At 40.0% G+C, this 24,003-nt stretch carries 21 protein-coding genes; 11 read left to right on the top strand and 10 right to left on the bottom strand.

All coding sequences use genetic code 11. The features are described from left to right. Positions 1 to 24: 24 nt before the first annotated feature. On the bottom strand, positions 25 to 2,874 hold the full coding sequence (gene gcvP / locus ABFU83_RS00805; RefSeq protein ID WP_347068156.1) for an aminomethyl-transferring glycine dehydrogenase: 2,850 nt from the start codon (positions 2,872 to 2,874) through the stop codon (positions 25 to 27). A gap of 192 nt (positions 2,875 to 3,066) precedes the next feature. On the opposite strand from gcvP, the gene ABFU83_RS00810 reads away from it, so the two are divergent. Further along, on the top strand, positions 3,067 to 3,882 hold the full coding sequence (locus ABFU83_RS00810; protein WP_347068158.1) for a hypothetical protein: 816 nt from the start codon (positions 3,067 to 3,069) through the stop codon (positions 3,880 to 3,882). Positions 3,883 to 3,925: 43 nt separating this feature from the next. On the opposite strand, the gene ABFU83_RS00815 is transcribed toward ABFU83_RS00810, so the two are convergent. The 8 genes from ABFU83_RS00815 to ABFU83_RS00850 all read right to left on the bottom strand — a co-directional run bounded on the left by ABFU83_RS00815 (position 3,926) and on the right by ABFU83_RS00850 (position 10,003). After that, positions 3,926 to 4,375: an SRPBCC family protein gene (locus ABFU83_RS00815; protein ID WP_347068160.1), complete on the bottom strand. Its 450-nt coding sequence runs from the start codon at positions 4,373 to 4,375 to the stop codon at positions 3,926 to 3,928. Continuing rightward, entirely contained in the window at positions 4,372 to 4,809 is a 438-nt protein-coding gene (locus ABFU83_RS00820) for a hypothetical protein (RefSeq protein WP_347068162.1), read from the bottom strand. Before ABFU83_RS00820 ends, ABFU83_RS00815 begins: the two co-directional genes overlap by 4 nt. A 3-nt stretch (positions 4,810 to 4,812) precedes the next feature. Further along, positions 4,813 to 5,199 carry a hypothetical protein gene (locus tag ABFU83_RS00825; RefSeq protein WP_347068164.1) on the bottom strand — a complete coding sequence of 129 codons (387 nt, stop codon included), beginning with the start codon at positions 5,197 to 5,199 and terminating at the stop codon, positions 4,813 to 4,815. Between the two features lie 17 nt (positions 5,200 to 5,216). Next, positions 5,217 to 5,564, bottom strand: a complete 348-nt coding sequence (locus tag ABFU83_RS00830; RefSeq protein ID WP_347068166.1) for a hypothetical protein — start codon at positions 5,562 to 5,564, stop codon at positions 5,217 to 5,219. A gap of 63 nt (positions 5,565 to 5,627) precedes the next feature. Continuing rightward, on the bottom strand, positions 5,628 to 6,131 hold the full coding sequence (locus ABFU83_RS00835; RefSeq protein ID WP_136403013.1) for a GbsR/MarR family transcriptional regulator: 504 nt from the start codon (positions 6,129 to 6,131) through the stop codon (positions 5,628 to 5,630). 89 nt (positions 6,132 to 6,220) lie between these two features. Beyond that, a complete protein-coding gene (locus ABFU83_RS00840) occupies positions 6,221 to 8,248 on the bottom strand; it encodes a M3 family metallopeptidase (protein WP_347068168.1) in 2,028 nt (675 codons plus the stop codon). A gap of 97 nt (positions 8,249 to 8,345) precedes the next feature. After that, on the bottom strand, positions 8,346 to 8,828 hold the full coding sequence (gene purE, locus ABFU83_RS00845; RefSeq protein ID WP_347068169.1) for a 5-(carboxyamino)imidazole ribonucleotide mutase: 483 nt from the start codon (positions 8,826 to 8,828) through the stop codon (positions 8,346 to 8,348). Positions 8,829 to 8,845: 17 nt separating this feature from the next. Beyond that, complete coding sequence (locus ABFU83_RS00850) at positions 8,846 to 10,003, bottom strand: 5-(carboxyamino)imidazole ribonucleotide synthase (protein ID WP_347068171.1); 1,158 nt, start codon at positions 10,001 to 10,003, stop codon at positions 8,846 to 8,848. A 213-nt stretch (positions 10,004 to 10,216) separates the two neighbouring features. On the opposite strand from ABFU83_RS00850, the gene ABFU83_RS00855 reads away from it, so the two are divergent. Further along, complete coding sequence (locus tag ABFU83_RS00855) at positions 10,217 to 11,764, top strand: choice-of-anchor J domain-containing protein (protein WP_347068172.1); 1,548 nt, start codon at positions 10,217 to 10,219, stop codon at positions 11,762 to 11,764. A 51-nt stretch (positions 11,765 to 11,815) separates the two neighbouring features. On the opposite strand, the gene ABFU83_RS00860 is transcribed toward ABFU83_RS00855, so the two are convergent. After that, positions 11,816 to 12,355, bottom strand: coding sequence for a hypothetical protein (locus ABFU83_RS00860; protein WP_347068174.1), 540 nt, complete (start codon positions 12,353 to 12,355; stop codon positions 11,816 to 11,818). A gap of 119 nt (positions 12,356 to 12,474) precedes the next feature. Between ABFU83_RS00860 and ABFU83_RS00865 the strand changes: the two genes are divergently transcribed. The 9 genes from ABFU83_RS00865 to murC all read left to right on the top strand — a co-directional run bounded on the left by ABFU83_RS00865 (position 12,475) and on the right by murC (position 23,913). Continuing rightward, entirely contained in the window at positions 12,475 to 13,005 is a 531-nt protein-coding gene (locus ABFU83_RS00865) for a phosphoribosyltransferase family protein (protein ID WP_347068176.1), read from the top strand. A 47-nt stretch (positions 13,006 to 13,052) separates the two neighbouring features. Next, the gene (locus ABFU83_RS00870; protein WP_347068178.1) at positions 13,053 to 13,625 is read left to right on the top strand and encodes an adenylate kinase; all 573 of its coding nucleotides are present in this window, start codon (positions 13,053 to 13,055) and stop codon (positions 13,623 to 13,625) included. A 146-nt stretch (positions 13,626 to 13,771) separates the two neighbouring features. After that, entirely contained in the window at positions 13,772 to 14,995 is a 1,224-nt protein-coding gene (locus tag ABFU83_RS00875) for a hemolysin family protein (RefSeq protein ID WP_347070188.1), read from the top strand. 42 nt (positions 14,996 to 15,037) lie between these two features. Then, positions 15,038 to 16,039, top strand: coding sequence for a GTPase ObgE (obgE, locus tag ABFU83_RS00880; RefSeq protein ID WP_347068180.1), 1,002 nt, complete (start codon positions 15,038 to 15,040; stop codon positions 16,037 to 16,039). 191 nt (positions 16,040 to 16,230) lie between these two features. Next, entirely contained in the window at positions 16,231 to 18,378 is a 2,148-nt protein-coding gene (locus ABFU83_RS00885) for a S46 family peptidase (protein ID WP_347068182.1), read from the top strand. A 163-nt stretch (positions 18,379 to 18,541) separates the two neighbouring features. Next, complete coding sequence (locus ABFU83_RS00890) at positions 18,542 to 20,776, top strand: hypothetical protein (protein ID WP_347068183.1); 2,235 nt, start codon at positions 18,542 to 18,544, stop codon at positions 20,774 to 20,776. A 22-nt stretch (positions 20,777 to 20,798) separates the two neighbouring features. After that, positions 20,799 to 21,812, top strand: a complete 1,014-nt coding sequence (locus ABFU83_RS00895; protein ID WP_347068185.1) for a hypothetical protein — start codon at positions 20,799 to 20,801, stop codon at positions 21,810 to 21,812. Between the two features lie 47 nt (positions 21,813 to 21,859). Further along, positions 21,860 to 22,555, top strand: coding sequence for a tetratricopeptide repeat protein (locus ABFU83_RS00900; RefSeq protein ID WP_347068187.1), 696 nt, complete (start codon positions 21,860 to 21,862; stop codon positions 22,553 to 22,555). A 2-nt stretch (positions 22,556 to 22,557) separates the two neighbouring features. After that, entirely contained in the window at positions 22,558 to 23,913 is a 1,356-nt protein-coding gene (murC, locus tag ABFU83_RS00905; RefSeq protein ID WP_347068189.1) for a Mur ligase family protein, read from the top strand. Positions 23,914 to 24,003 lie beyond the last annotated feature (90 nt).

Raw genomic sequence — 24,003 nt, forward strand, 5'->3', positions numbered from 1 at the left:
GGCTCTTCGTATTTATATTTAATTTTAGTGTTCCATATAGGCCTCAATAGGCGCACAAGAACAAACTAAATTACGGTCACCGTAAGCATCATCAACACGACGTACGGAAGGCCAGAATTTGTTTTCGGCAATATATTCCAACGGATAAGCCGCTTTCTCTCTCGAGTAAGGGAAATCCCATCGATCAGCAGTTAACATGGCTAAGGTGTGCGGTGCATTTTTCAATACATTGTTGGTATCGTCAGCAGTAGCGTTTTCAATTTCTTTTCGGATTGAAATCATCGCATCACAGAAACGATCCAATTCGCCTAAGTTTTCACTTTCGGTCGGTTCGATCATTAACGTTCCGGCTACCGGGAACGAAACTGTTGGTGCGTGGAAACCGTAGTCCATCAAACGTTTTGCGATATCGGTTACTTCGATTCCGTTTTGTTTGAATGAACGACAATCAACAATCATTTCGTGTGCTGCACGTCCGCATTCTCCCGTATATAAAATAGGGTAGTGTTGCTCCAAACGCGCTTTCATATAGTTGGCGTTTAGAATCGCAAACTGTGTCGCTTGTTTTAAACCTTCGGCTCCTAACATCGTGATATAACCGTATGAAATCAAACATACCAAAGCCGATCCGTAAGGTGCAGCCGAGATAGCAGAAATCGCCTGATCACCACCGGTAGCAATTACCGGGTTTGTTGGTAAGAAAGGTACCAGGTGTGGCGCTACGCAAATAGGTCCAACTCCAGGTCCACCTCCTCCGTGAGGAATCGCGAATGTTTTGTGTAGGTTCAGGTGACAAACATCAGCACCGATAGTAGCAGGATTTGTAAGTCCTACCTGAGCGTTCATGTTGGCACCGTCCATATATACCTGACCACCGTTTTCGTGGATCAGTTTGGTGATCTCGATAATGGAACTTTCGTATACACCATGTGTAGACGGATAGGTTACCATTAAACAAGACAGGTTGTCTTTATGTTGGATTGCTTTTGCTCTTAAATCTTCAACATCGATATTTCCTTCCGGAGTGGTTTTGGTTACTATGATGTCCATTCCAGCCATAGCTGCCGAAGCCGGGTTGGTTCCGTGTGCCGATGATGGGATCAAACATACGTTACGGTGACCTTCGCCTCTGGAAATATGATACGCACGAATGGCCATCAATCCGGCATATTCTCCCTGAGCACCGGAGTTTGGCTGTAAAGAGGTACCTGCAAAACCGGTTACCACGTTTAATTGCTCTTCCAGTTTTTTCAACATGGTTAAGTAACCCGTAGTTTGGTTTACCGGAGCAAACGGGTGAATGCTGTTCCAGTTGGCCATACTTAAGGGTAACATTTCGGCAGCCGCATTTAATTTCATTGTACACGATCCTAAAGAGATCATCGAATGATTTAAGGCAAGGTCTTTACGCTCTAATTTTTTGATATAACGCATTAAAGCCGTTTCCGAATGATGGCTGTTAAATACGTCGTGTTGTAAGAAAGTCGACGTTCTTACCATTTTCTCCTGAATATGAGTAGCGGTGTCTAAAGCGGTTACCGTTACGGTTTCTTTTCCAAGAACTTCAGCAAAAATGGCTACGATTTGGTTGATGTCGTTTAAAGAGGTTGTCTCGTTAAAAGAAATCGAAATCGTATCGTTGTCGCTATAATAGAAGTTTACTTCGTTGTTTTCGGCTACTGCTTTTACTTTGGCAGCATCGGCTTTAACCGTGATAGTGTCGAAGAAAGCCGTGTTGATTTGGTTGATTCCCAGTTTTGCCAATGCATTGGCAGTAGTAACCGCCGAAGCGTGTACTTTGTCGGCAATATACTGTAATCCTTTTGGCCCGTGGTATACGGCATACATACCGGCCATAACCGCTAGTAATACCTGAGCCGTACAAATATTGGACGTTGCTTTTTCACGTTTGATGTGTTGCTCACGGGTTTGTAACGCCATACGTAACGCACGGTTACCATTAACATCCTGAGAAACGCCAATAATACGTCCCGGCATACTGCGTTTGTATTCTTCTTTAGTTGCGAAGAAAGCCGCGTGTGGTCCTCCAAATCCCATTGGAATACCGAATCGTTGCGTAGTTCCTACTACAACATCGGCTCCTAATTCGCCCGGAGCGGTTAATTTTACTAGACTTAGAATGTCGGCTGCTACAGCAACTTTGATTTCTTTGGATTTAGCAGTGTGGATAAAACCGGCATAGTCGTAAACCTGACCGTGTTTTCCAGGGTATTGTAAGATCGCTCCGAAGAAATCTTCTGAGAAATCAAATGTTTCGTGGTTCCCTACTACCAGTTCGATTCCAATTGGAGTGGAACGGGTTTCCAGTACCGATAAGGTTTGCGGTAAAATCTCTTCCGAAACGAAGAATTTATTCGCGTTGTTTTTTTTCTGATCTCTGGTGCGTACATCAAAAAGTAAAGCCATCGCTTCTGCAGCAGCAGTACCTTCGTCCAGTAACGAAGCATTGGCAATTTCCATTCCGGTTAATTCGATAACCGTAGTCTGGTAATTTAAAAGAGCTTCCAAACGCCCCTGAGCAATTTCTGCCTGATACGGCGTGTAAGCGGTATACCATCCCGGGTTTTCAAAAATGTTACGTTGAATTACCGGTGGAACAATTGCCGGGTGATACCCTAAACCGATATACGATTTGAATACTTTGTTTTGGGCACCCAATTGCTGGATATGTGTTAAATATTCGTATTCTGTTAAAGCCGGATCCAGTTGTAAATCGTTTTTTAAACGGATTCCGTCCGGAAATGTTTCATACAATAATTGATCCATGTCCTTTACTCCAATGGTTTGGAACATGTGTTGAAGGTCGCTCTCTCTTGGACCTAAATGTCGTAAAGCAAATGCGTCTGTTTTCATCAGTTCTTAATGTCCTGTTTATAAACGTTTGATATTTCCGTAACACAGAATACATCAAACTGTCGTTAAGTTGTGTTTTAAGCGAACAAAAATAACTATTAATCTCTTAATAAAATTCTTTTTTAACTCCAATTTTTGTTGAATTTTCAACCAAAATGAAATGTTATTAACAGATTGATTATTTTTGTAAGTATGCAACTACTCAAGAAATTACTTGACTTTTATATAAACGGAAGTATTCATGTGGCTATCGCGGTATTCGCTTTGGTGCAGATGACTTTCCATTTTTTTTATATTTCATTTGATTGGGCGATGTCGCTATTTGCCTTTTGTGGTACCATCGTCGGCTATAACTTTGTGAAATACGATGCATTAGCCCGTGCGAAAAAGCTCAAAATGAGTCGGCAGTTAAAAGCAATTGTTGTGTTAAGTGTGTTTGCTTTTGTCGGAACACTTTATGGTTTCTGGTATTTACAACGGCAAACACAATTGTTGTCGCTTGCTTTTTTGGGGCTGACGTTGTTGTATACGTTACCGGTTTTTCCAAAATTGGGGAATGCCCGGAATTGGGCCGGAGTGAAAATCTATATCGTGGCTTTTTGCTGGGCCGGTATTACGTTGTTCCTTCCGATTTTAAACGCCGGACTGGATTTTACGAATGATGTTTTTCTAAAGTTTTTTCAGCGCTTCCTTTTGGTAATCATCCTCATTCTTATTTTTGAAATTATCGATCTGAAGAACGACGATGTTTCGTTACAAACCGTTCCGCAACGTTTAGGCGTGAAGCGAACCAAAGGACTCAATTTATTTCTGTTGTTCCCTTTTTACGGATTGGAGTTTTTTAAAAGCGATTTCCAGATCGTACAGTTGTGGATTAATCTTGTATTGGTAGTGGTTATTGCGCTTTTTACCCTTTTTTCAAGTCCGAAACGCTCCGATTATTATACGTCTTTTTGGGTGGAAAGTATTCCGGTTTTCTGGTGGGGATTGGTGTTGCTTTTTGCATAATCTATTGCAAAAAAACTGATTTTGTTTGTGATTTTTTGAAGCTTTAATTTTCGGCCAGGTATTTTAAAAGTTTGTTCCGATTTAAAAGCATTTGATACAGGTGTTTTTTAAGAATCAGGATGTCAAACAATTTTCCAATAATTCCAAAAGGTGTTCGGTATTCTATTTTATCGATCATAATTGTGACGTCATCCCGGGTTTCAAAAAGATGTTCGTGTCTGAAAAACGTAAAATGGCCTTTTGTCATTTCGTCTGTAAAATGATCGGGCGACGCCATAGTCGTAATTTTACTTTGGTGGTTGAGGTACAAACCAAAATGTTTTCCGCGCCAGGTTACGGTTTCATTCAGATGAATCAATCCGGATGTCTTCCCGGCAATCGCCTGTTCCTTCGTTTGAGAAACCGAGAGTGTATGGATGTCGATATTTCGGGCCAAATCAAAAACAATTTTTGACGGTGCTTTAATCGGAGTGGTAATGGTAAATGTGGTCATGTGAAAAAGAATTGTAGTTTTAGAATTACCAAACCGGTAAATACGGTCGCAAATAACATAAATAAGATATTCATAAAATAACTGCCAATTTTAAACTGCCATTTTTTCGGAATCGTATACATCGGATAATAGGCAATCTGAGTGGCGACTTTTCCGGTCCAGTAAGCGGCAATAAGTACGGTTAGAGCGAAGGCAAGCCGGGTGTTTTGCTGTAGGTCGTCATACAGAAAAATGGCGATTAGTCCGAACGAAAAATTAAGGCCCTGTATGTATCTTCCGTAGGTTTTGGCGATTTCCTGATTTAATGGTTTTAGTTTTTTAACGTCGTTGTACCAGTCAAATACCTTATGGCGGATATAGGGATAAATCAGTGCGGTGAAAATCTGGCCGATTCCCGCTACGACAATCAGCCAGTTTGGAATTGTAAAGTTCATGTGTTAGGCTTTAAAAACTATTTTTTCTTCTCTTGCGGTTTGGCTCGCTTTTCGTTTTCCTCTAAAAAAGAAATAGAGGTTTAGAAAAAGCATCACGCCTAAATAGATCGCAAAGCCACCAATTTTATAGCTTAAGGCTTCAATAAGTTCCTGATAGGTATTGTTGTAAAGATTCATGTCGAGTATCATCAACGCAAAACCCAGGTTGAGCAGGTAAAATCCGGTTTCGAATAGTTTGTTGGTCGCGATGGCAATTTCTTCGCGACCTTTAAAAATGTCAAGCATATAGACTTTACTGTTTCGGAAAAGTGTTTTAGAGACATAATAGGTCAGAAAAAGTGCAATGGGCAAATAAATAACATAACCGATAAGTGTTTTGGTCGTTTCCATGGTAGTATGATTTATAGTTATTGAATTAATTTTTGAACATAGTTTTTTAGAAGGAAAAGATTGATATAATGCAATGCGGCCAACAGAAAAAGGATGATTGCCGATTTGAAGGCGATCACTTCGATTAGCATGGGTAACGATGTGATGGTGTGCCAGTTGGTAATTGTAATAGCGCAATAACCAATATTAACCAGATAATATCCGGTAAGCAAAGCTTTGTTGATCTGTTGGCAAAGTGCTTTATGATCCGGGATTAGGGTGGCTACAAATATGTTTCCGTTGTCATAACAGATTCTTCCGATTTTGACGATGATCCAACTCATCAGTCCGAGGAAAAGGAGGTAGGCAATACTGTTGTAGTTCATTGTTTTTAAAATTTTATAGTTATGAAACTTTCAGAAAAAAATGAAACTTTGGTTTAAATTTTTTTATTTCATGATTTTGATCACCAATTTGGTTAACCAATTGTCTTTGTATTCGGTAATCTTGTCCAAAACATTGTCGGCTTTTAAAACGAAGTCGTGTAGCTTGGTGGTTTGTTCGATAAAATGTTTGGCCTCAGCCGAGTTGTTGCCTTCGATAGAGGATACTTCTTTTAAAATTTTTAAAGCAGGTTTGATTTCCCGTTTGCTTCTTTCCTGTGAAATTTTAACCGCCAGTTCGTCCAGATCTTTTTCGGCAGTAAAGAATTCTTTTCGTTCGCCGGCTTTGTATTCTTTATATACAATGCCCCAATCCATCAAGCCTCTTAAATTCATACTGGCATTTCCTCTGGAAATATGAAGGGCTTCCATAATGTCTTCCATCGAAAGCGGTTCGGCCGAAACCATTAACAAGGCATGAATCTGAGCCATGGTTTTGTTAATGCCCCATTGCGAGCCTAAGGCGCCCCAGGTTTGTACAAATTTGTTTTTTGCTTCGTTGAATTCCATAGTTCAAATGTATAAATAATTTCTAAAGTTTCAAAAATAATTGAAAGTTTATTTTGAAAAATAACCCGAAATCAATCGGGCTATATTTTTTATAGTAATCCGGCGCGTTTTAAGAGCGCTTCCGGTTTTGGTTCCTGACCTCTGAATTTTTTATAAAGCGTCATCGGATGGTCGGTTCCACCTTGCGATAAGATGTTGTCTTTGAAGCGTTGTGCGACTTCCGGATTAAAGATTCCTTGTTCCTGGAAATAAGCAAAAGCGTCGGCATCGAGAACTTCGGCCCATTTGTAGCTGTAATATCCGGACGAATAGCCGCCCTGGAAGATATGCGAAAAAGAAGTACTCATCGCATTTTCGGCTACATCGGGATAGAGTTTGGTCGAAGCAAATTGTTCGTTTTCAAAAGCTTTTACATCGCGGATTCCGGACGGATCTTGTCCGTGCCATCCCATATCCAATAATCCAAAACTGATTTGGCGTAAGGTGGCCATTCCTTCCAGAAAACTGGCACTTTCTTTTATCTTTTCGACGTATTCCATTGGGATGATTTCGCCGGTTTGATAGTGTTTGGCAAACAAAGCTAAGGCTTCCGGTTCGTAACACCAGTTTTCCATTACCTGACTTGGTAATTCTACAAAGTCCCAATATACACTGGTTCCGGATAAGCTCGGATAGGTGGTGTTGGCAAGCATGCCGTGTAGCGCATGGCCAAATTCGTGGAATAAAGTGGTTACTTCATTAAAGGTAAGTAACGATGGTTTGGTTGCCGTTGGTTTGGTGAAATTACAAACAATCGATACATGCGGTCGTTCGTTAACTCCGTTCTGAATCGATTGGTGTTTATAGGATGTCATCCAGGCACCATTGCGTTTTCCTTTTCTTGGGAAAAAATCAGCGTAAAAAATCGCGACAAGATTTCCGTTGTTGTCTTTTACTTCAAACGTTTGTACTTCTTCGTGGTATTTATCGATGTCAAAAATCTCGGTAAACGAGATGCCAAATAGTTTTTGTGCTATGGTAAAGGCACCGTTTAGTACGTTTTCTAATTTAAAGTATGGTTTTAAGGTTTCGTCGTCGAGGTTGAAAAGTTCTTGTTTTAATTTTTCGGAATAATAGGCACCATCCCATTTTTCCAAATGATCAATCGGATCCAGTTTTTTGGCAAAGTTGGTTAATTGTGCAAATTCGCGTTCGGCAGCCGGTTTGGCTTTCGATTGTAAGTCATCCAAAAATGCGGTTACTTTTTGCGGACTTTGTGCCATACGTTCTTCCAATACAAAATGGGCATGGGAGGCGTATCCTAAAAGATTGGCTCTTTCGTGACGTAGGTTTGCAATTTTAATTACGATTTCCTGATTGTCGAAAGCGTTATTCTGAAATCCTTTACGACCAAATGCAATGCTGATCGCTTTACGCAATTCGCGATTGTGGGCGTAGGTTACAAATGGTAAATAACTCGGATGATCCAAGGTGAAAATCCAACCGTCTTTATCCTGACTTTTTGCGATGGCATGTGCGGCTTCGATCGCACCTTCTGGTAAACCGTCAAGATCTTTTTCGTCGGTTAAGTGTAATTGATAAGCGTTGGTTTCGGCTAACACATTTTCACCGAAGGTTAACGATAGTTTGGCCAGTTCGGCATCGATTTCGCGTAAACGGGCTTTTTTGTCTTCTGCTAATAAAGCACCGTTTCGTGAAAAACTTTTGTATTTTTTAGTTAACAGTGTGTGCTGTTCGGTAGTAAGATTAAGTTGATCAATTTGGTCGTATACGGTTTTAACGCGTTGGAATAAATCGACATTTAAAGTGATGTCATTTCCGAATGCCGTTAAAACAGGAGATACTTCCTGGGCAATTTTTTGCATTTCATCACTGGTTTCCGCCGAATTCAAATTGAAGAAAATGGACGACAAGCGTTCCAAAGCATCACCGGAATATTCCAGTGCTTCAATTGTATTGGCAAAAGTTGGTGCTTCCGGATTGTGGGTTATAGCATCGATTTCGGCACGTGCCGCAGCGATTGTTGTTGTAAATGCCGGAGCATAGTCCTCAATTTTTATTTGCGAAAACGGCGCAGTGTTATATTTGGTAGTAAATCTTTCGGTTAAAATACTCATATATAGTGCTATTAGCTTTAATTAATGATATGTCTGTGTTAGACAAGGTACAACTTCGCTTTTTCTAATCCAAATCCGGTTGATGGAAGCGGGGAATTTATTTTAAGTCTTCGGAAGCTTTTAAAACTGCTTGCTTCAGACTTTCTTTATACGCGGTGATTTTATCCAGAACGGCACTGTCGTGACTTCCGATAATCTGTGCTGCCAGGATGCCGGCATTTTTGGCACCGTTTAACGCTACGGTGGCTACCGGTACGCCACCTGGCATCTGAAGGATCGAAAGAACACTGTCCCATCCGTCTATCGAATTGCTGGATTTTACCGGAACACCAATTACGGGAAGGGGCGACATCGAAGCGACCATTCCAGGTAAATGAGCGGCTCCACCAGCTCCGGCTATAATAACATTGATGCCGCGCTTGTGGGCATTCGTACTAAAATCAAATAATTTTTCCGGTGTACGGTGTGCTGATACGATATCGACTTCTGTTGTAATTCCGAATTCTTTTAATATAGTGATGGCATCCTGCATTACCGGCATATCCGAAATGCTACCCATGATGATGGCTACTTTGCTCATAGTGTTGTGGTGTTTAATTAGGAGTGACTAATTACTTTGATCGTATTTTTGACTATTTCTGCGGTTTTGCGGGCTTCGTTAATATTTTCGTTTACAATGGTTACGTGACCCATTTTACGGAAAGGACGGGTTTCTCTTTTTCCGTATATATGAGGGGTTACACCATCGATGGCTAATATTTTTTCGATATTCTGGTAGATAACCGGACCGGAATAACCTTCTTCACCGACTAAGTTTACCATAATACCGGCAACTTTACTATCGGTATTGCCTAAGGGTAAATCAAGAATAGCGCGGATGTGTTGTTCAAATTGCGAAGTATAGCTGGCTTCAATCGAGTAATGCCCGGAATTGTGAGGTCTCGGTGCTACTTCGTTTACCAGAATAGTGTCGTCTTCGGTTTGGAACATTTCTACCGCCAATAAACCAACATGGTTGAATTTTTCGGAAACCTGTAATGCGATCGCCCGTGCTTTTTGTGCAACCGTTTCGTCTATACGGGCCGGACAGATTACGTATTCGACCTGATTGGCTTCCGGGTGGAATTCCATTTCGACTACCGGATAGGTCTTGATCGATCCGGATGGTGTGCGACTTACAATTACCGCAAGTTCATTTTTAAACGGAATCATCTGCTCCGCTATACATTCGGTATCGGGTAGAGTAGTAAGGTCGCTGGCAGTACGGATAATTTTTACACCATTGCCATCATAACCAAACTGGGCACTTTTCCATACAAACGGTATGTTGGTTTCGTTGTTAGCTACCGATTGAATCAGATTGTCTTTATCGGTAAACCTACGGTAAGGTGCTGTAGGGATATTGTTTTCGGAATAAAAATCTTTTTGTCGGCCCTTATTTTGAATTAGCCGCAGGGTCTTAGGAGATGGATAAACGGCCAGTCCTTCCTGCTCGAGTTGGTCTAAAGCGTCAAGGTTGATATTTTCGATTTCGATGGTTAGAAGGTTTACTTTTTTACCGAAACGGTATACGGTTTCGAAATCCATCAGGTCACCCTGGAAAAAACGCGTGGCTCCATATTGCGACGGTGCTTCGGCACTTGGATCAAGGATATAGGTCTGGATGTCGAACTTACGGGTTTCGGTAAGTAGCATTTTGCCTAACTGTCCGCCACCAAGTATCCCTAATTTAAAATCAGAAGAAAAATAATTCATTGTGTTGTTGTTTGTGCAAAGATACTTATCATAATAGAAAACACAATCGTATTACTTCATATTTTGAGTTTTTCGGTTGTATGGAATTAAAATAACATATTGTACATTTTGTAACTTTAATAAAATAAACGGTGATAAATATGCGTTTTGGTTGTTAATTAAATAATATTATTGTAAATTGTGTACTTGTTTAATTGAAAAAAACTTAAAATTATGGTAAAAAGACTACTCATGATGTTAGCTTTTGTCCCGTTTATAAGTCACGGACAATTCCTGCAAAACTTCGACGGAGGAACTACTATTCCTACCGGTTGGACCGTTGTTAACGGTGGTGATACCGGAACCTGGGTAATTGTTAATTTTACCGGGGCGACCGGTATTAGTGCGCATAGTGGAACCAATGCAGCCGCTATCGGTTATGGATCAACTGCTCACGATGATTATTTGGTCACTCCGGCTGTAACGGTTACGGCAGGTGTATCGGATTTCTTAACTTTCTGGGCAAGAAGCCGTGACCCGTTATATCCGGAAACAATCAGCGTGAAAATTTCAACTACCGGTACTGCTGCGGCTAATTTTACAGCAACTTTGGCTGCAAGTGTGGCGCCAGCAAGCGGGGCTTCTTTCTATCAATACCAATATGATTTATCTGCTTATGTCGGGCAAACAATCTATATCGGGTTTCATTCTACTACAACCGATATGTTCTATTTTGATATCGATGATGTAGAAGTAACGGCTTTACCAAGTTGTTTGGCGCCTACAAACCCGATTGTTGATGCTGTAACTGAAGCCACTGCTGCTATATCCTGGACTCCGGGAGCGGGAACAACTAATTTTGAGGTACAATATGGGGCACCTGGTTTTACTGCAGGTTCCGGTACGGCTGCACCACCGGTTACAGGAGCTACAGCTACAACTTTGTCGGGATTAACTGCAAATACGGCTTATGAATATTATGTTCGTGCCAATTGTGGAAGTGGCAATTTTAGTGCCTGGGTAGGTCCGAGAGCATTTACAACAAGTTGTGCATCGGTAACAGCGTTTCCTTTTACAGAAAGTTTTGATGCCGCTACCATTCCATCATGTTGGAGTAATCAAACGGTTTCCGGAACGGCAAACTGGGCGTATGTAACGGCAAATGGAAATAGCTCCATTACACCGAGAACAGGTGCCCGTATGGCGGAGTTTAGAACCACTACAACCGGAAACAAAACAAAATTAGTGTCACCTCCATTGGATTTAACGGCGGTATCCAGTCCGCAATTGAGTTTCTATTATGCTAACGTGAACTGGTTCGGTGATATCGATGAGTTGCGTGTTTACTACAAAACAAGTTCAAACGGTGCATGGACTCAAATCGGAGCAGACTATACTACGGAACATGCAGCCTGGACTCAGGTGACTTTATCGCTGCCAAATCCGTCAGCTACTTATTATATCGCTTTCGAAGGAACTTCAAACTGGGCAAGAGGTCTTAATCTCGATGATGTAACGGTGAGCAGTGCTTTATCGGCTGCTACATTTGATAAAGGGAATTTCAGAGCCTATCCGAACCCGGTTAAAAATATGTTGAACTTAGCATATGATCAAACAATTTCATCTGTTGAAATTTACAATTTGTTAGGGCAAAAAGTATTGTCACAAAATATAAACCTTTCCGAGGCTCAGGTAGATATGAGTAATTTATCTGCTGGGAACTACCTTGTGAAAGTATTTACCGGAGATGTGGTAAAAACAATTAAGATTATCAAAGAGTAATTTTTGATAATTAATCCTGAGAAACGACTCTTTTTATAAGGGTCGTTTTTTTTATATCTTTTTAAGAATTTTTCGCGCTACACTTTGGTAGGCCGGCGAATGATCGGGGAAGCCTTGCTGTAGCAACTGCTTTAATTCCGGGTAAATCCAGGGGTTTTCTATGCCTAATAAGTATAAGGACTGAATGGCGTAGGCTTTTGAGGCGACTTTGGTGTCGTTGATCAGCCAGTCAAAACAGGTTTCGGTAATGATTTCAATATTTTTATCGGAAAGGAGTTTTGTTTTACGATTGTCATAGTCGACAAGAAACAGTGCGATTTTGGATATCGAGCGCAGTGCGCTTTCATTGCGAAATTGTGGTAATGTTGCGCAAAAAATGTCTTTTTTGGGAAAAATCAGGTCGAGTTGTTGTTCGAGTACCAACTCCATAATCCAGCAGGCTTTGTGGTGGTTTTTGTCGGTTATTGTTATTGCAACCGTAAACAGATCGTTAAATAATGATGGATTGTTGAAGATATAAACTGCGTTTTCTTCCCGACTGGCACGATGAGCGGTACTGTTTGTGATTTTGTTATATAAAATTTCGTTCATTTTTTTCCTGAAATCTTCATCGAAAATACAAAATAATTTAAAAATTTATAATTCTTAATTGTTAATTATCAATTGTCCAACGGCAATTAGTATCTTTGCCAATTATTCTAAAGGTTACAATGGAAATACAACTTCACGACAAACAATTTGTCCCGTTTCTTTCGGCAAAAGAAATCGATGCCGCTATTGCGAAAATGGCCGATGCCGTTGCAAAAGATATGAATGGTGAAATACCGGTTTTTGTAGGTGTACTTAACGGGGCCTTTATGGTGGTGTCCGATTTTATGAAGCACTATAAACACGATTGTGAATTGAGCTTTGTTAAAATGGCTTCTTACGACGGAATGCAAACCACACACGAGGTAAAACAACTGATCGGTTTAAATCAGGATATTACCGGAAGATCGGTAGTGATCATTGAAGATATAGTAGATACCGGAAATACCATAGTGGAATTACAGAAAATGTTTGCAGATAAAGGCGTGAAGCAATTGAAATTTGCGACACTTTTCCTCAAACCGGAAGCCTACGATAAGGATATCACGATCGATTATATCGGATTGGAAATTCCAAATAAGTTTATCGTCGGATTCGGATTGGATTACGACGGATTAGGACGTAATATCCCGGAAGTTTATCAATTAAAATAACACAGAAAAAATAACTATAAAACCATCATAACAACAATTTAATTAAAATGATTAATATCGTATTATTTGGAAAGCCCGGAGCCGGAAAAGGGACACAAGCCGAATTTTTAAAAGAAAAATACAACTTAATACACATTTCAACCGGTGACGTTTTCCGTTATAACATTAAAAATGAAACCGTATTAGGAAAGGAAGCCAAAACCTATATCGATCGTGGCGATTTGGTTCCGGACAGTCTTACTATTAAAATGCTTCAGGATGAAGTAGAGAAAAACCCGGAAGCGAGCGGTTTTCTTTTTGATGGTTTTCCGAGAACAATTGCACAGGCCGAAGCGCTGGATGCGTTCCTGAATTCCAAAAACTGGGAAGTAACCGCAACGATTGCGTTGGAAGCCGATGATGAAATTCTGGTACAACGATTGTTGGAAAGAGGAAAAACATCGGGAAGACCGGACGATCAGGATGAAGAAAAAATCAGAAACCGTTACCAGGAATATAACGAAAAAACAGCGCCGCTAATGGAATATTACAGTGCACAGCAAAAATTCCACGCGGTGAATGGAATCGGTTCCATTGCCGAAATTACCGAAAGACTAAGCAATGTAATTGAAAAATTATAAGCCGTCCCGGTGAACAATAAATAGAATACTAACGATAAAAAAATAATAAAAAATCAGGTAAAACTGATATCATAACTAATATACAATCCTAAATTTTGGAAATAATAATAATTTTCTTTCTAATCCTTTTAAACGGAGTTTTCTCCATGTCGGAAATAGCACTTATTTCAGCTCGTAAAAACCGTTTGGAAACCGCCGCGAAAAAAGGAAATACCAGTGCAAAAACAGCTTTAGAACTGGCTAATTCACCCAATAAATTCCTGTCGACCGTTCAGATCGGAATTACACTAATCGGAATTCTAACCGGTATTTATAGTGGTGATAACGTTACCGGCGACGTAAAACTGTTTTTAGAAGGATTTGAAATGTTCAGACCTTATTCGCAAACACTGGCTGTAGGTATTGTAGTTGTGATTTTAACGTTTTTCTCCCTGGTTTTAGGGGAGTTACTACCCAAACGAATCGGATTAAATTACCCGGAAGCGATTGCTAAAACGGTAGCGGTCCCGATGAAAGTGGTTTCGATTGTAACGGCACCTTTTATCTGGTTGTTGACCGCATCGACCGATTTTGTGCTAAACGTGTTGAAAATTAAGCCAACGGCCGATGGGAAAGTAACCGAAGAAGAAATTAAAGCCATCATTAAAGAAGGTACCGAAGGCGGGGAAGTGCAGGAAATCGAACAGGACATCGTGGAACGTGTTTTCCATATCGGTGACCGTAAGGTTAATTCCCTGATGACGCATCGTAAAGCAGTGGTGTATCTGTCGTTGGAAGATGATGTAAACGAACAAAAAGAAAAGGTGCTGGAAGAAATCCACTCCGTATATCCGGTGTGTGAAGACAATCTGGATGAGGTCGTTGGTGTCGTGTTGTTAAAAGACTTGTTTGCGAGTTTTGAAAAAGGCGATTTCGACCTGAAGGCGATTGTGAAAGAACCGGTTTACCTTATTGAACATACGTCGGCCTATAAAGCACTGGAGCTTTTTAAGAAAACGAAAGTACATTATGCTCTGATTACCGACGAATATGGTGTGGTACAAGGGATTATTACACTAAACGATATTCTGGAAGCACTTGTTGGTGATGCAGCCGAGTTCTACGAAGAGGAATTTCAGCTGGTAGCCCGCGAAGACGGAACCTGGTTGGTAGACGGACATTATTCGTTGCACGACTTCCTGACCTATTTCGATATGGATGATCTGATTAACGATTATGACGTTACAACTGTAAGCGGATTGATCATGACCGAATTGTCCTATATTCCAAAAGTTGGCGAAAAGCTGATCTGGAATAAAATGGAACTGGAAGTGATCGACATGGACGGTGTGAAAATCGATAAAGTATTAGTACGCTCATTAAAAGAGTAAGCTGCTTTTAGTGCTTACTATTGAAAAACAAAATAAAATTAAATGACAGAAGGGAATTTTGTAGACTACGTAAAAATTTATGTTTCTTCCGGTAAAGGAGGGAAAGGGTCTACGCATTTGCATCGGGAGAAATTTATTGAAAAAGGGGGTCCCGATGGTGGAGATGGTGGTCGCGGTGGTCACGTATATCTGGTTGGGAACAAAGGTCTTTGGACATTGTTTCACCTTAAATTTGCACGCCATATCAAAGCCGGACACGGAGGAGACGGTGGTAGTGCGAGAAGTACCGGTGCCGATGGAGACGATAAATATATCGAAGTGCCATTGGGAACAGTGGTACGCGACAAAGAAACCAATGAAATACTTTTTGAAATAACCGAAGACGGTGAAAAAAAGATCCTTGTAAAAGGAGGTAAAGGTGGTTTGGGGAACTGGCATTTTAGAAGTTCAACCAACCAGACACCGCGTTATTCGCAACCGGGTATGCCGGCCGAAGAAATGGATGTGATCCTGGAGTTAAAAGTATTGGCCGATGTCGGACTGGTAGGATTTCCGAATGCCGGAAAATCGACCTTATTATCCGTATTGACTTCGGCGAAACCAAAAATTGCCGATTATCCGTTTACGACTTTAAAACCGAATCTGGGAATTGTGGCGTACCGCGATTTTCAATCGTTTGTGATTGCCGATATTCCGGGAATCATTGAAGGTGCGGCCGAAGGTAAAGGATTAGGACATTATTTCCTACGCCATATCGAACGAAACTCAACCTTGTTGTTTCTGGTTCCGGCGGATGCTCCGGATATCAAAAAAGAATACGATATTTTGTTGGATGAGTTACGTCGTTACAATCCGGAAATGTTGGATAAGGATCGTTTGGTTGTGATTTCGAAATCGGATATGCTCGACGACGAGTTAAAAGCCGAAATGAAAGCACAATTGGATAAGGAATTTAAAGGAATTCCGTATTTGTTTATCTCGTCGGTTGCCCAACAGGGATTAACCGAGTTAAAAGATAAATTATGGCAAATGCTTAATCAGTAACACGATAGCTATAAAAAATAGTAAAAAGAGGGGTCCGTTTCGGAGGCCTCTTTTTATTTTATGTCAGTTTTGATCAATAGATAGTAAAATAAAAAGTTAAAGTTATTTTGTTATAGATTTTTATAAACCCTTTTTTTTATAAAATTCTTAAAAAGAGGTATATTCGCGTCACTAAAAATAACAGATTTATTATGAAAAAAATTATTTTATCCTTAATTGCTACGATACTGCTTGTACCTGCAAGTGTTAGAGCAGACGAAGGGATGTGGTTTTTGATGTTTATCGAGCGTTTAAACCACAGGGATATGCAAAAAATGGGATTGCAGTTAACCGCTGAGGAAATCTACAGTATTAACCACCACAGTCTTAAAGATGCAATCGTTCAGTTTAACGGAGGTTGTACTGCCGAAATGATTTCTAAAGACGGATTGGTATTAACAAACCACCACTGTGGTTATGATGCAATCGCAGAATTGTCTTCTCCGGAAGCCAACTACCTTAAAAATGGTTTCTGGGCTGCCAACAGAAAAGCAGAACTAAAACCGAAAAGCTTATTCGTTCGTTTCTTCGTTCGTATGGACGATGTGTCAAAAAGAATTTTATCGAAAGTAAACGATAAAATGACTGAGGCTGAGCGTGAAGCAGCAATCAACAAAGAAATTGCACTTATTGAAAAAGAAAACAACGAAGGTGGGAAATACACCGTTTCGGTTCGTCCGTTTTTCCAGGGTAACGAATATTACTATTTCGTGTATCAGGATTATAAAGATGTACGTTTAGTAGGAACGCCTCCTGAAAATATTGGAAAATTTGGTGGAGATACCGATAACTGGGAGTGGCCACGTCACACAGGTGACTTCTCTATGTTCCGTGTGTATGCAGATGCAAACGGAAACCCGGCTGAATATTCTCCAAACAATGTGCCATTACAACCAAAACACCACTTACCGGTTAACCTTGGTGGTGTAAAAGAAAATGATTTCGCAATGATCTTAGGATATCCAGGTAGAACAAACCGTTGGATGCCAGCTGGCGGAATCGAGCAAAACGTAAAATTCGCGTACCCGGCTTGGGTTGAAGGTTCAAAAATGGGAATGGATAAAATGAAAACCCATATGGATCAAAGCGATGCGGTACGTTTAATGTATGCCTCTAAATATGCGTCATTGGCAAACTACTGGAAAAACCGTCAGGGAATGATCGACGCGTTAACAAAATTCGGTACTGCTAAAACAAAAGCAGCTCAGGAAGCGAAATTCGACAAATGGGCGAATCAGAAAGAAAACAAAGAAAAGTATGGTCATGTGGTGGAAACCATCAATAAATACTATGCTTTAACAAATGAAAAAGCACGTCATGATAACTATTTAATGACGATGTTACGTTCTAGTGCTTTCGGTACGATTTCAAGAACTATGGGTAGACAATTGGAAAATTACGCAAAAGCAGATGAAGCCAAACGTAAAGAAATGTACCCGGGTCTTGTTGAAATGATCGACGAATTCTACAAAGAAGCGTATATTCCGGCTGAAAAAGATATCCTTGCGGGTCAGTTAAACCTATATGCTACAAAAGCAGGATATACATTGGCGCCAATGGTAGAGAAATTAGGAAAAGAGAACAACAACAATTTTACAAAATATGTAAACAATGCATTTGATAGCAGTGTGTTCGCTTCTCCGGAAAAAGTAAAAGCGTTTTTACAAAACCCTAACGCGACTACGATTACAAACGATCCGTTAGTAGTATTGTCGAATGACTTATTAAACCACTACAACGCAAAATCGGAAGTGATCTCTAAAGCACAAAACGATTTCGGAGCATCTTTCCGTTTATTGGTTCAAGGATTACGTGATTCAAAATTAGGTCCTATCAAATATCCGGATGCAAACTCAACACTACGTTTAACGTACGGAAAAGTTCGCGCTTTGCCAGCTGACAAACGTAATGATGCGAAAGTAAATAACTATACGACTATGGACGGTATGGTTAAAAAATACAAAAAAGGTGACGAAGAATTCGACTTACCGGTTCGTTTAATGGACATGAACAAAGTAAAAGACTACGGTCGTTATGCAGATAAAGACGGTTCTATGCACGTGAACTTCTTAACCGATAACGATATTACAGGTGGTAACTCTGGTTCTCCGGTATTAAACGGTAAAGGGGAATTAATCGGTTTGGCATTCGACGGAAACATCGAAGCGATGGCGGGTGACGTGATCTTTGACAAAAACTTACAAAGAACTATCAACGTGGATATTCGTTATGTATTATGGGTGATCGACAAGTTCTCCAATGCAAAACACATCGTTGACGAAATGACAATCGTGAAATAATTCCGATTCGTTTTCTAACTATAAAACCGCTTCAATTCGAAGCGGTTTTTTTATTGATATAACATACTAAATATTCCGAAAAATTGTTTGGTCAGTATCGGTACGAATTTTGTAAGTTTAATACCGTATTTGAAACGATACTTTACCTTTAAAACAGATGCCAATGATTCGGAATTCTTTACAAAAATGGTTGCTGGGTTGTAGTCTTTTAGCAGGAGTAGCCTATACGGTGATCTATGCTTGCGCTGATGGTGATTGGGGATATAATTACCAGTCCAGTTTTACTCCGGAAGTTTATGTAGATGCATCGTATTCTCCATTGTTCTATTCGGATGAAATGTTTTATGATGGCTACGATGGGGATTTTACGGGACGGTTTAATGACGCTATTGTGACCGAATGGGATACGTACCTCGGAGGTGCGATCAACAGAGAAAAACTATCGTATCTGATCTTAAATGATAGTTCCAGAGTTAAAGTGGACGATCTGTATCATGTGGCTTTTCACAAAAAGAAGTCGGCTTTTCCCGATTTTAAAATCGACCTGAAAAATAAAAAGGTAAAAGACTTTTTAGAGTTTATGTATTATGCCCGACAAATCGATAAGTACACTACAGATTCGTATGACCCTTGGGAAGCCGAAAACCGAAAGGTTGTAGCGGTACCGGAAAAGTGGATCAAAACGGTTGAAACTAAATTCGAACAAACGCAAGATGCCTTTTTAAAAAACCGGTATTGGTTTCAAACTATGAAGGCTTATTTCTATAGTGATATCAAACCCAAAGGCATCACTTTTTTTGGAAAGACACAAAACAGTATGCCTAAAAATACCCTATATTTCCGCGGATTATCATATGTGGCCGGCATCTATTACAAGCAAAAAAACTATGTAAAAGCCAATTACCTTTATGCGGTGGTTTTCGATAAATGTCCGACACTTCGCCGGACGACGACCTATAATTTCCATCCGCAGGAACAATCCGATTTTGATGCGTCGTTGCAGTTGGCACAAAACACGGATGAAAAAATAGCCTTGTGGGCGCTTTTGGGGTATTATGCCGACGAACAAAAAGCGATCGCTGAGATCTATAAATTAAATCCAAAAAGTGAACATCTTGAATATCTGTTAACACGTCTTGTAAATAAGGAAGAAATCCGACTCAATGACAATGGATTTAAAAAGGTTGCGGAATATAAGAAGAAGGTCAATGATAGCCTAAATAAAGGTATGGTGGCTTTGGTCGATAAAATTGCAGACGAATCTCAAACGGCAAAACCCTATTTGTGGAATAGCGCGGCGGGTTACCTGAATATCTTTAAAGGCGATTATAAACGAGCGGCCAAATTGTTTGAAAAGGCCGAAAGTAAAGCACCGAAAACCGAACTTTCGAACATGCAATTACGTCTTCTAAAGTTGATCAATAATATTAGTAGCACCACTAAAATGAATGCAAAATCGGAAGCAGCTCTGCTAAAAGAACTTAAGTGGTTGTATCAGGAACTTCCGGAGGAGAAAAAGTATGATGATCCTTTTCGTTATGAAAAAGCCAAAGAATGGAGTTTGCAATATATAGCAGCACTTTATAAAGAACAAAAAAACGGAGTGCTGTCGGAATTGTTTTTACACGACAAAACCTATTATTATACGTTTGAAAATCAGGAAGCCATGAAAGCTTTTTTTAACAAGGCTGCTAAAAATGAATGGGAACAAATGGCCTTAAAATTGTATAATGTGACGGTGTCCGATATTTACGATTATCAAGGCGTGATAAGTGCTTATAACAATAAAATCGATCAGGCAATTACCTATATGGAGCAGTCCGAAAGTAGAAAAGATTCGTTATGGGGTAATCCGTTTAATGGTAAGATTAAGGATTGTAACGATTGTGATCATGCGGCTTATCAGAAGGTGAAATATACCAAGCTTAGTTTGTTGCAAAAAATGAAAGAGATGCAGGATAAACTGGCAAAAGGGGAAGATGTCTATAGCAATAACCTGTTATTGGGTAATGCCTTTTATAATATGAGTTATTATGGAAATGCCCGTGCTTTCTACTATGGCGTTGTCATGGAACAATTCGGAAACTATATCGATGACTTTTACCAACCGATTTTAATCAACACAGGTCTGGCGAACGCCTATTATAAAAAAGCATTTGCTGCGGCAACCACGCCGGAACAAAAAGCAAAATGCATGTATATGATGGCCAAATGCGAACGAAACGAGTTCTATTCCGGTCGTCATCCCAGAAGTAAAGATTTTAAAGAGGATGAGGAAGTTAACTTTTTGGCTTGGGATGGGTTTAAAAAACTAAAATCGGAGTATTCGAATACGCAGTATTATAAAGAAGTGATCAAAGAATGTGGCTATTTCCGGAAATACCTCGGAATGGAATAATCAAAAAGGAATTACGTAAAAAGTGAAGCAAATCATTGCAATGATCCTATGCGTAGGATTGTTTTCGGCTTGTTCGAATAGGTCGGAAAAAGGAGATCCAAACGTCGCATTCTATTACTGGAAAACCATTTTTAAATTAACGGAAAATGAGAAAAAGGTGCTGACAGAAAATAACGTCGGTAAAATCTATATCCGTTATTTCGATATTGGTCTTACCGGAAAAGAAGCGGTACCGGTATCGCCGATAAACTTTGCCGAAAAACCGGATGCTTATAAAGTGGTACCGGTGATTTATATCAAAAATCAAGTCATGCTCGAACCAACGGTCGACTTGCGGAAGTTGGCTGAAAATGTCAATGCGTATATCGGAAAAGTCAATGCCAAATATGGAATTGCATGGGACGAAATCCAGGTGGATTGCGACTGGACGTTAAAAAGCAAAGACCGTTATTTAAAGTTTGTCGAATACTTAAAGGCGGTTAGTGCCAAAAGATTATCGGCGACCATTCGGTTACATCAGGTAAAATACTACGGCAAAACCGGGATTCCCAATGTGGATAAAGGGGTGTTGATGTACTACAATATGGGGAGTATCGCGCCCGATAATCGAAATTCCATTTACGATCGGGAAGTGGCACAAAGCTATATCAAAAGTCTAAAAAAGTTCCCGTTAGCACTCGATGTGGCTTTGCCAATCTACAGTTGGGGAATTCATATTCGGAATCATCGGGTGATTAAGGTGATTAGTAAAATTGATGTGGTGGCTCTTGAAAACGATCCGCATTTTAAAAGAACGGATGGCATGTATTTTACTGTTGTGGAAAGCGTGATCCGTGGCGGCAATTATTTTAAAGAAGGCGACCAACTTAAAATGGAGACGATTGCAAAAGACGATTTGGAAAATATGGCCGATGATTTACAGGATAATGTAGCGAATCGACCGGATGAAATTATATTTTATGATTTGGACGATTTTAATATAGCACCTTATAATAAGGAACAAAAATTTTTTAAAAAAGTGGCTGCTTGGTTTTAGTTTTTAGAGGTTTGGAAAATGATCAAGATATATAGTACTTTTGAAACATGAGGCGATTCGTTTATATAATACTACTACTGCCTTTTGTAGTTTGGGCACAAGGGAATCTCGAAAAGGGAATTCAATTGTTTGATCAGGCTCGATATGATGATGCGAAACCTTATTTTACAACGGTTTTAAAAGAAAATCCGGAGAATGCCCGGGCGATGGAATATACCGGGGATATTGCCGCTCATAAAAAAGAGTGGGATGAAGCGATTTCCTGTTATCAGAAACTGACGGTTCAATATCCTAAAAATGCCGGGTATTATTATAAATATGGAGGCGCAATGGCGATGAAAGCCAAATCGGTTAGTAGGTTTAAAGCGTTTGGGATGATCGATCCGATCGAAAAAGCGTTTCTTACAGCGGTGCGTTTGGATCCGAAACAGGTCGAATCGCGTTGGGCACTGGTGATTTTTTATCTGGAACTTCCGGGAATACTGGGCGGAAGCGAAAAAAAAGCACAGCGCTATTCGGATGAATTAATGGTCATTTCACCGGTAGATGGGTATCTTTCCAAAGGGCATATTGCCGAATATTTCAAGCGGTATCCCGAAGCGGAAAAATATTTTATCAAAGCCGTGTCCATTGGTCAGTCAAAAGTGACCTACCAACGTCTGGCCGATTTGTATAAAAATAAAATGAAGATGCCGGAAAAAGCAAAACAAACCTTAGATTTGTATCAAAAGAAAAAAACATAGAAATGCGTACACATTTTATCGCTATCGGAGGAAGTGCCATGCACAATCTGGCACTGGCTTTACATAGCAAAGGATATAAGGTAACCGGAAGTGATGATGCTATTTTCGAACCTTCCAAAACCCGTTTACAAAACAAAGGATTACTACCGGAAGAAATGGGATGGTTCCCTGAGAAAATCACATCCGATATTGAAGCGGTTATTTTAGGAATGCACGCCAAAGCCGATAATCCCGAATTGTTAAAAGCACAGGAATTGGGATTGAAAATTTATTCGTATCCTGAATTTTTGTACGAACAGTCAAAAGATAAAACCCGGGTTGTAATTGGCGGTTCCCACGGGAAAACCACCATTACTTCAATGATTCTTCATGTAATGCATTATCATAATATCGATGTGGATTATATGGTGGGCGCACAATTGGAGGGGTTTGATACTATGGTGCATCTTACGACCGATAATGATTTTATCGTTCTGGAGGGCGATGAATATCTGTCATCTCCAATGGATCCACGGCCAAAATTTCACTTATACCAACCGAATATTGCATTGATCAGTGGAATTGCCTGGGATCATATCAATGTGTTTCCGACCTATGAAAATTATGTAGAGCAATTCTCAATTTTTATCCGGAAAATTACTAATGGCGGTATATTGGTTTATAATGAAAATGATCCGGAAGTAAAAAGAGTAGCGGAAGAAGCGACCAATCCAATCCGTAAAATTCCATATCATACCCCCGATTACACCGTGGAAGACGGAACAACGTTATTGGCAACACCGGAAGGACCGATGCCAATCGAAGTTTTCGGAGCGCATAACCTGAATAACCTTGCCGGAGCAAAATGGATTTGTCAGAATATGGGTGTTGATGAAGCCGATTTTTACGAAGCCATTGCAAGTTTTAAAGGCGCTTCCAAACGTCTGGAAAAAATCGCGGAAGGTAAAGGTAAAGTGGCTTATAAAGATTTTGCGCATTCACCAAGTAAAGTAGCCGCGACGACTAAGGCCGTAAAAGAACAATATCCAAATCGGAATCTGATTGCTTGTTTGGAGTTGCATACGTACAGTAGTTTGAATGCCGAATTTTTAAAAGAATATCAAGGCGCCTTGAATGCCGCTGATACCGCTGTGGTGTTTTATTCGCCGGAAGCGGTTCAGATCAAACGACTGGAAACGATAACCTATGAACAGATTGCTAAAGCATTCAATAGGGAAGACCTAATTATTTACACCAACCCGGAAGATTTTAAACAGTATCTTTTTAATCTTAACCTGGATAATACGGCACTTTTATTAATGAGTTCCGGAAATTACGGCGGACTGGATTTCGACGATGTAAAGAAATTGATACTGTAAAAAGAAATCTTAGAACTGCTGATTTTTATTATTTAAGGCAGTTCTAAGATAACTAAAAGCGATACTGTACAAAACAAAAACAGAAAGTTT

Origin of the sequence: Flavobacterium sp. WV_118_3, assembly GCF_039778605.1 — a bacterium.
Classification (GTDB): Bacteria; Bacteroidota; Bacteroidia; order Flavobacteriales; family Flavobacteriaceae; genus Flavobacterium.

Excerpts from the sequence above, each read along its gene's own strand:
- ABFU83_RS00900 (WP_347068187.1), top strand. The coding sequence starts at position 21,860 with ATGAGGCGATTCGTTTATATAATACTACTACTGCCTTTTGTAGTTTGG.
- ABFU83_RS00860 (WP_347068174.1), bottom strand. The coding sequence starts at position 12,355 with ATGAACGAAATTTTATATAACAAAATCACAAACAGTACCGCTCATCGT.
- gcvP (WP_347068156.1), bottom strand. The coding sequence starts at position 2,874 with ATGAAAACAGACGCATTTGCTTTACGACATTTAGGTCCAAGAGAGAGC.
- ABFU83_RS00865 (WP_347068176.1), top strand. The coding sequence starts at position 12,475 with ATGGAAATACAACTTCACGACAAACAATTTGTCCCGTTTCTTTCGGCA.
- obgE (WP_347068180.1), top strand. The coding sequence starts at position 15,038 with ATGACAGAAGGGAATTTTGTAGACTACGTAAAAATTTATGTTTCTTCC.
- purE (WP_347068169.1), bottom strand. The coding sequence starts at position 8,828 with ATGAGCAAAGTAGCCATCATCATGGGTAGCATTTCGGATATGCCGGTA.
- ABFU83_RS00875 (WP_347070188.1), top strand. The coding sequence starts at position 13,772 with ATGTCGGAAATAGCACTTATTTCAGCTCGTAAAAACCGTTTGGAAACC.
- ABFU83_RS00810 (WP_347068158.1), top strand. The coding sequence starts at position 3,067 with ATGCAACTACTCAAGAAATTACTTGACTTTTATATAAACGGAAGTATT.
- ABFU83_RS00850 (WP_347068171.1), bottom strand. The coding sequence starts at position 10,003 with ATGAATTATTTTTCTTCTGATTTTAAATTAGGGATACTTGGTGGCGGA.
- ABFU83_RS00835 (WP_136403013.1), bottom strand. The coding sequence starts at position 6,131 with ATGGAATTCAACGAAGCAAAAAACAAATTTGTACAAACCTGGGGCGCC.
- ABFU83_RS00890 (WP_347068183.1), top strand. The coding sequence starts at position 18,542 with ATGATTCGGAATTCTTTACAAAAATGGTTGCTGGGTTGTAGTCTTTTA.
- ABFU83_RS00870 (WP_347068178.1), top strand. The coding sequence starts at position 13,053 with ATGATTAATATCGTATTATTTGGAAAGCCCGGAGCCGGAAAAGGGACA.
- ABFU83_RS00840 (WP_347068168.1), bottom strand. The coding sequence starts at position 8,248 with ATGAGTATTTTAACCGAAAGATTTACTACCAAATATAACACTGCGCCG.
- ABFU83_RS00885 (WP_347068182.1), top strand. The coding sequence starts at position 16,231 with ATGAAAAAAATTATTTTATCCTTAATTGCTACGATACTGCTTGTACCT.
- ABFU83_RS00855 (WP_347068172.1), top strand. The coding sequence starts at position 10,217 with ATGGTAAAAAGACTACTCATGATGTTAGCTTTTGTCCCGTTTATAAGT.
- ABFU83_RS00820 (WP_347068162.1), bottom strand. The coding sequence starts at position 4,809 with ATGAACTTTACAATTCCAAACTGGCTGATTGTCGTAGCGGGAATCGGC.
- ABFU83_RS00825 (WP_347068164.1), bottom strand. The coding sequence starts at position 5,199 with ATGGAAACGACCAAAACACTTATCGGTTATGTTATTTATTTGCCCATT.
- ABFU83_RS00815 (WP_347068160.1), bottom strand. The coding sequence starts at position 4,375 with ATGACCACATTTACCATTACCACTCCGATTAAAGCACCGTCAAAAATT.
- murC (WP_347068189.1), top strand. The coding sequence starts at position 22,558 with ATGCGTACACATTTTATCGCTATCGGAGGAAGTGCCATGCACAATCTG.
- ABFU83_RS00830 (WP_347068166.1), bottom strand. The coding sequence starts at position 5,564 with ATGAACTACAACAGTATTGCCTACCTCCTTTTCCTCGGACTGATGAGT.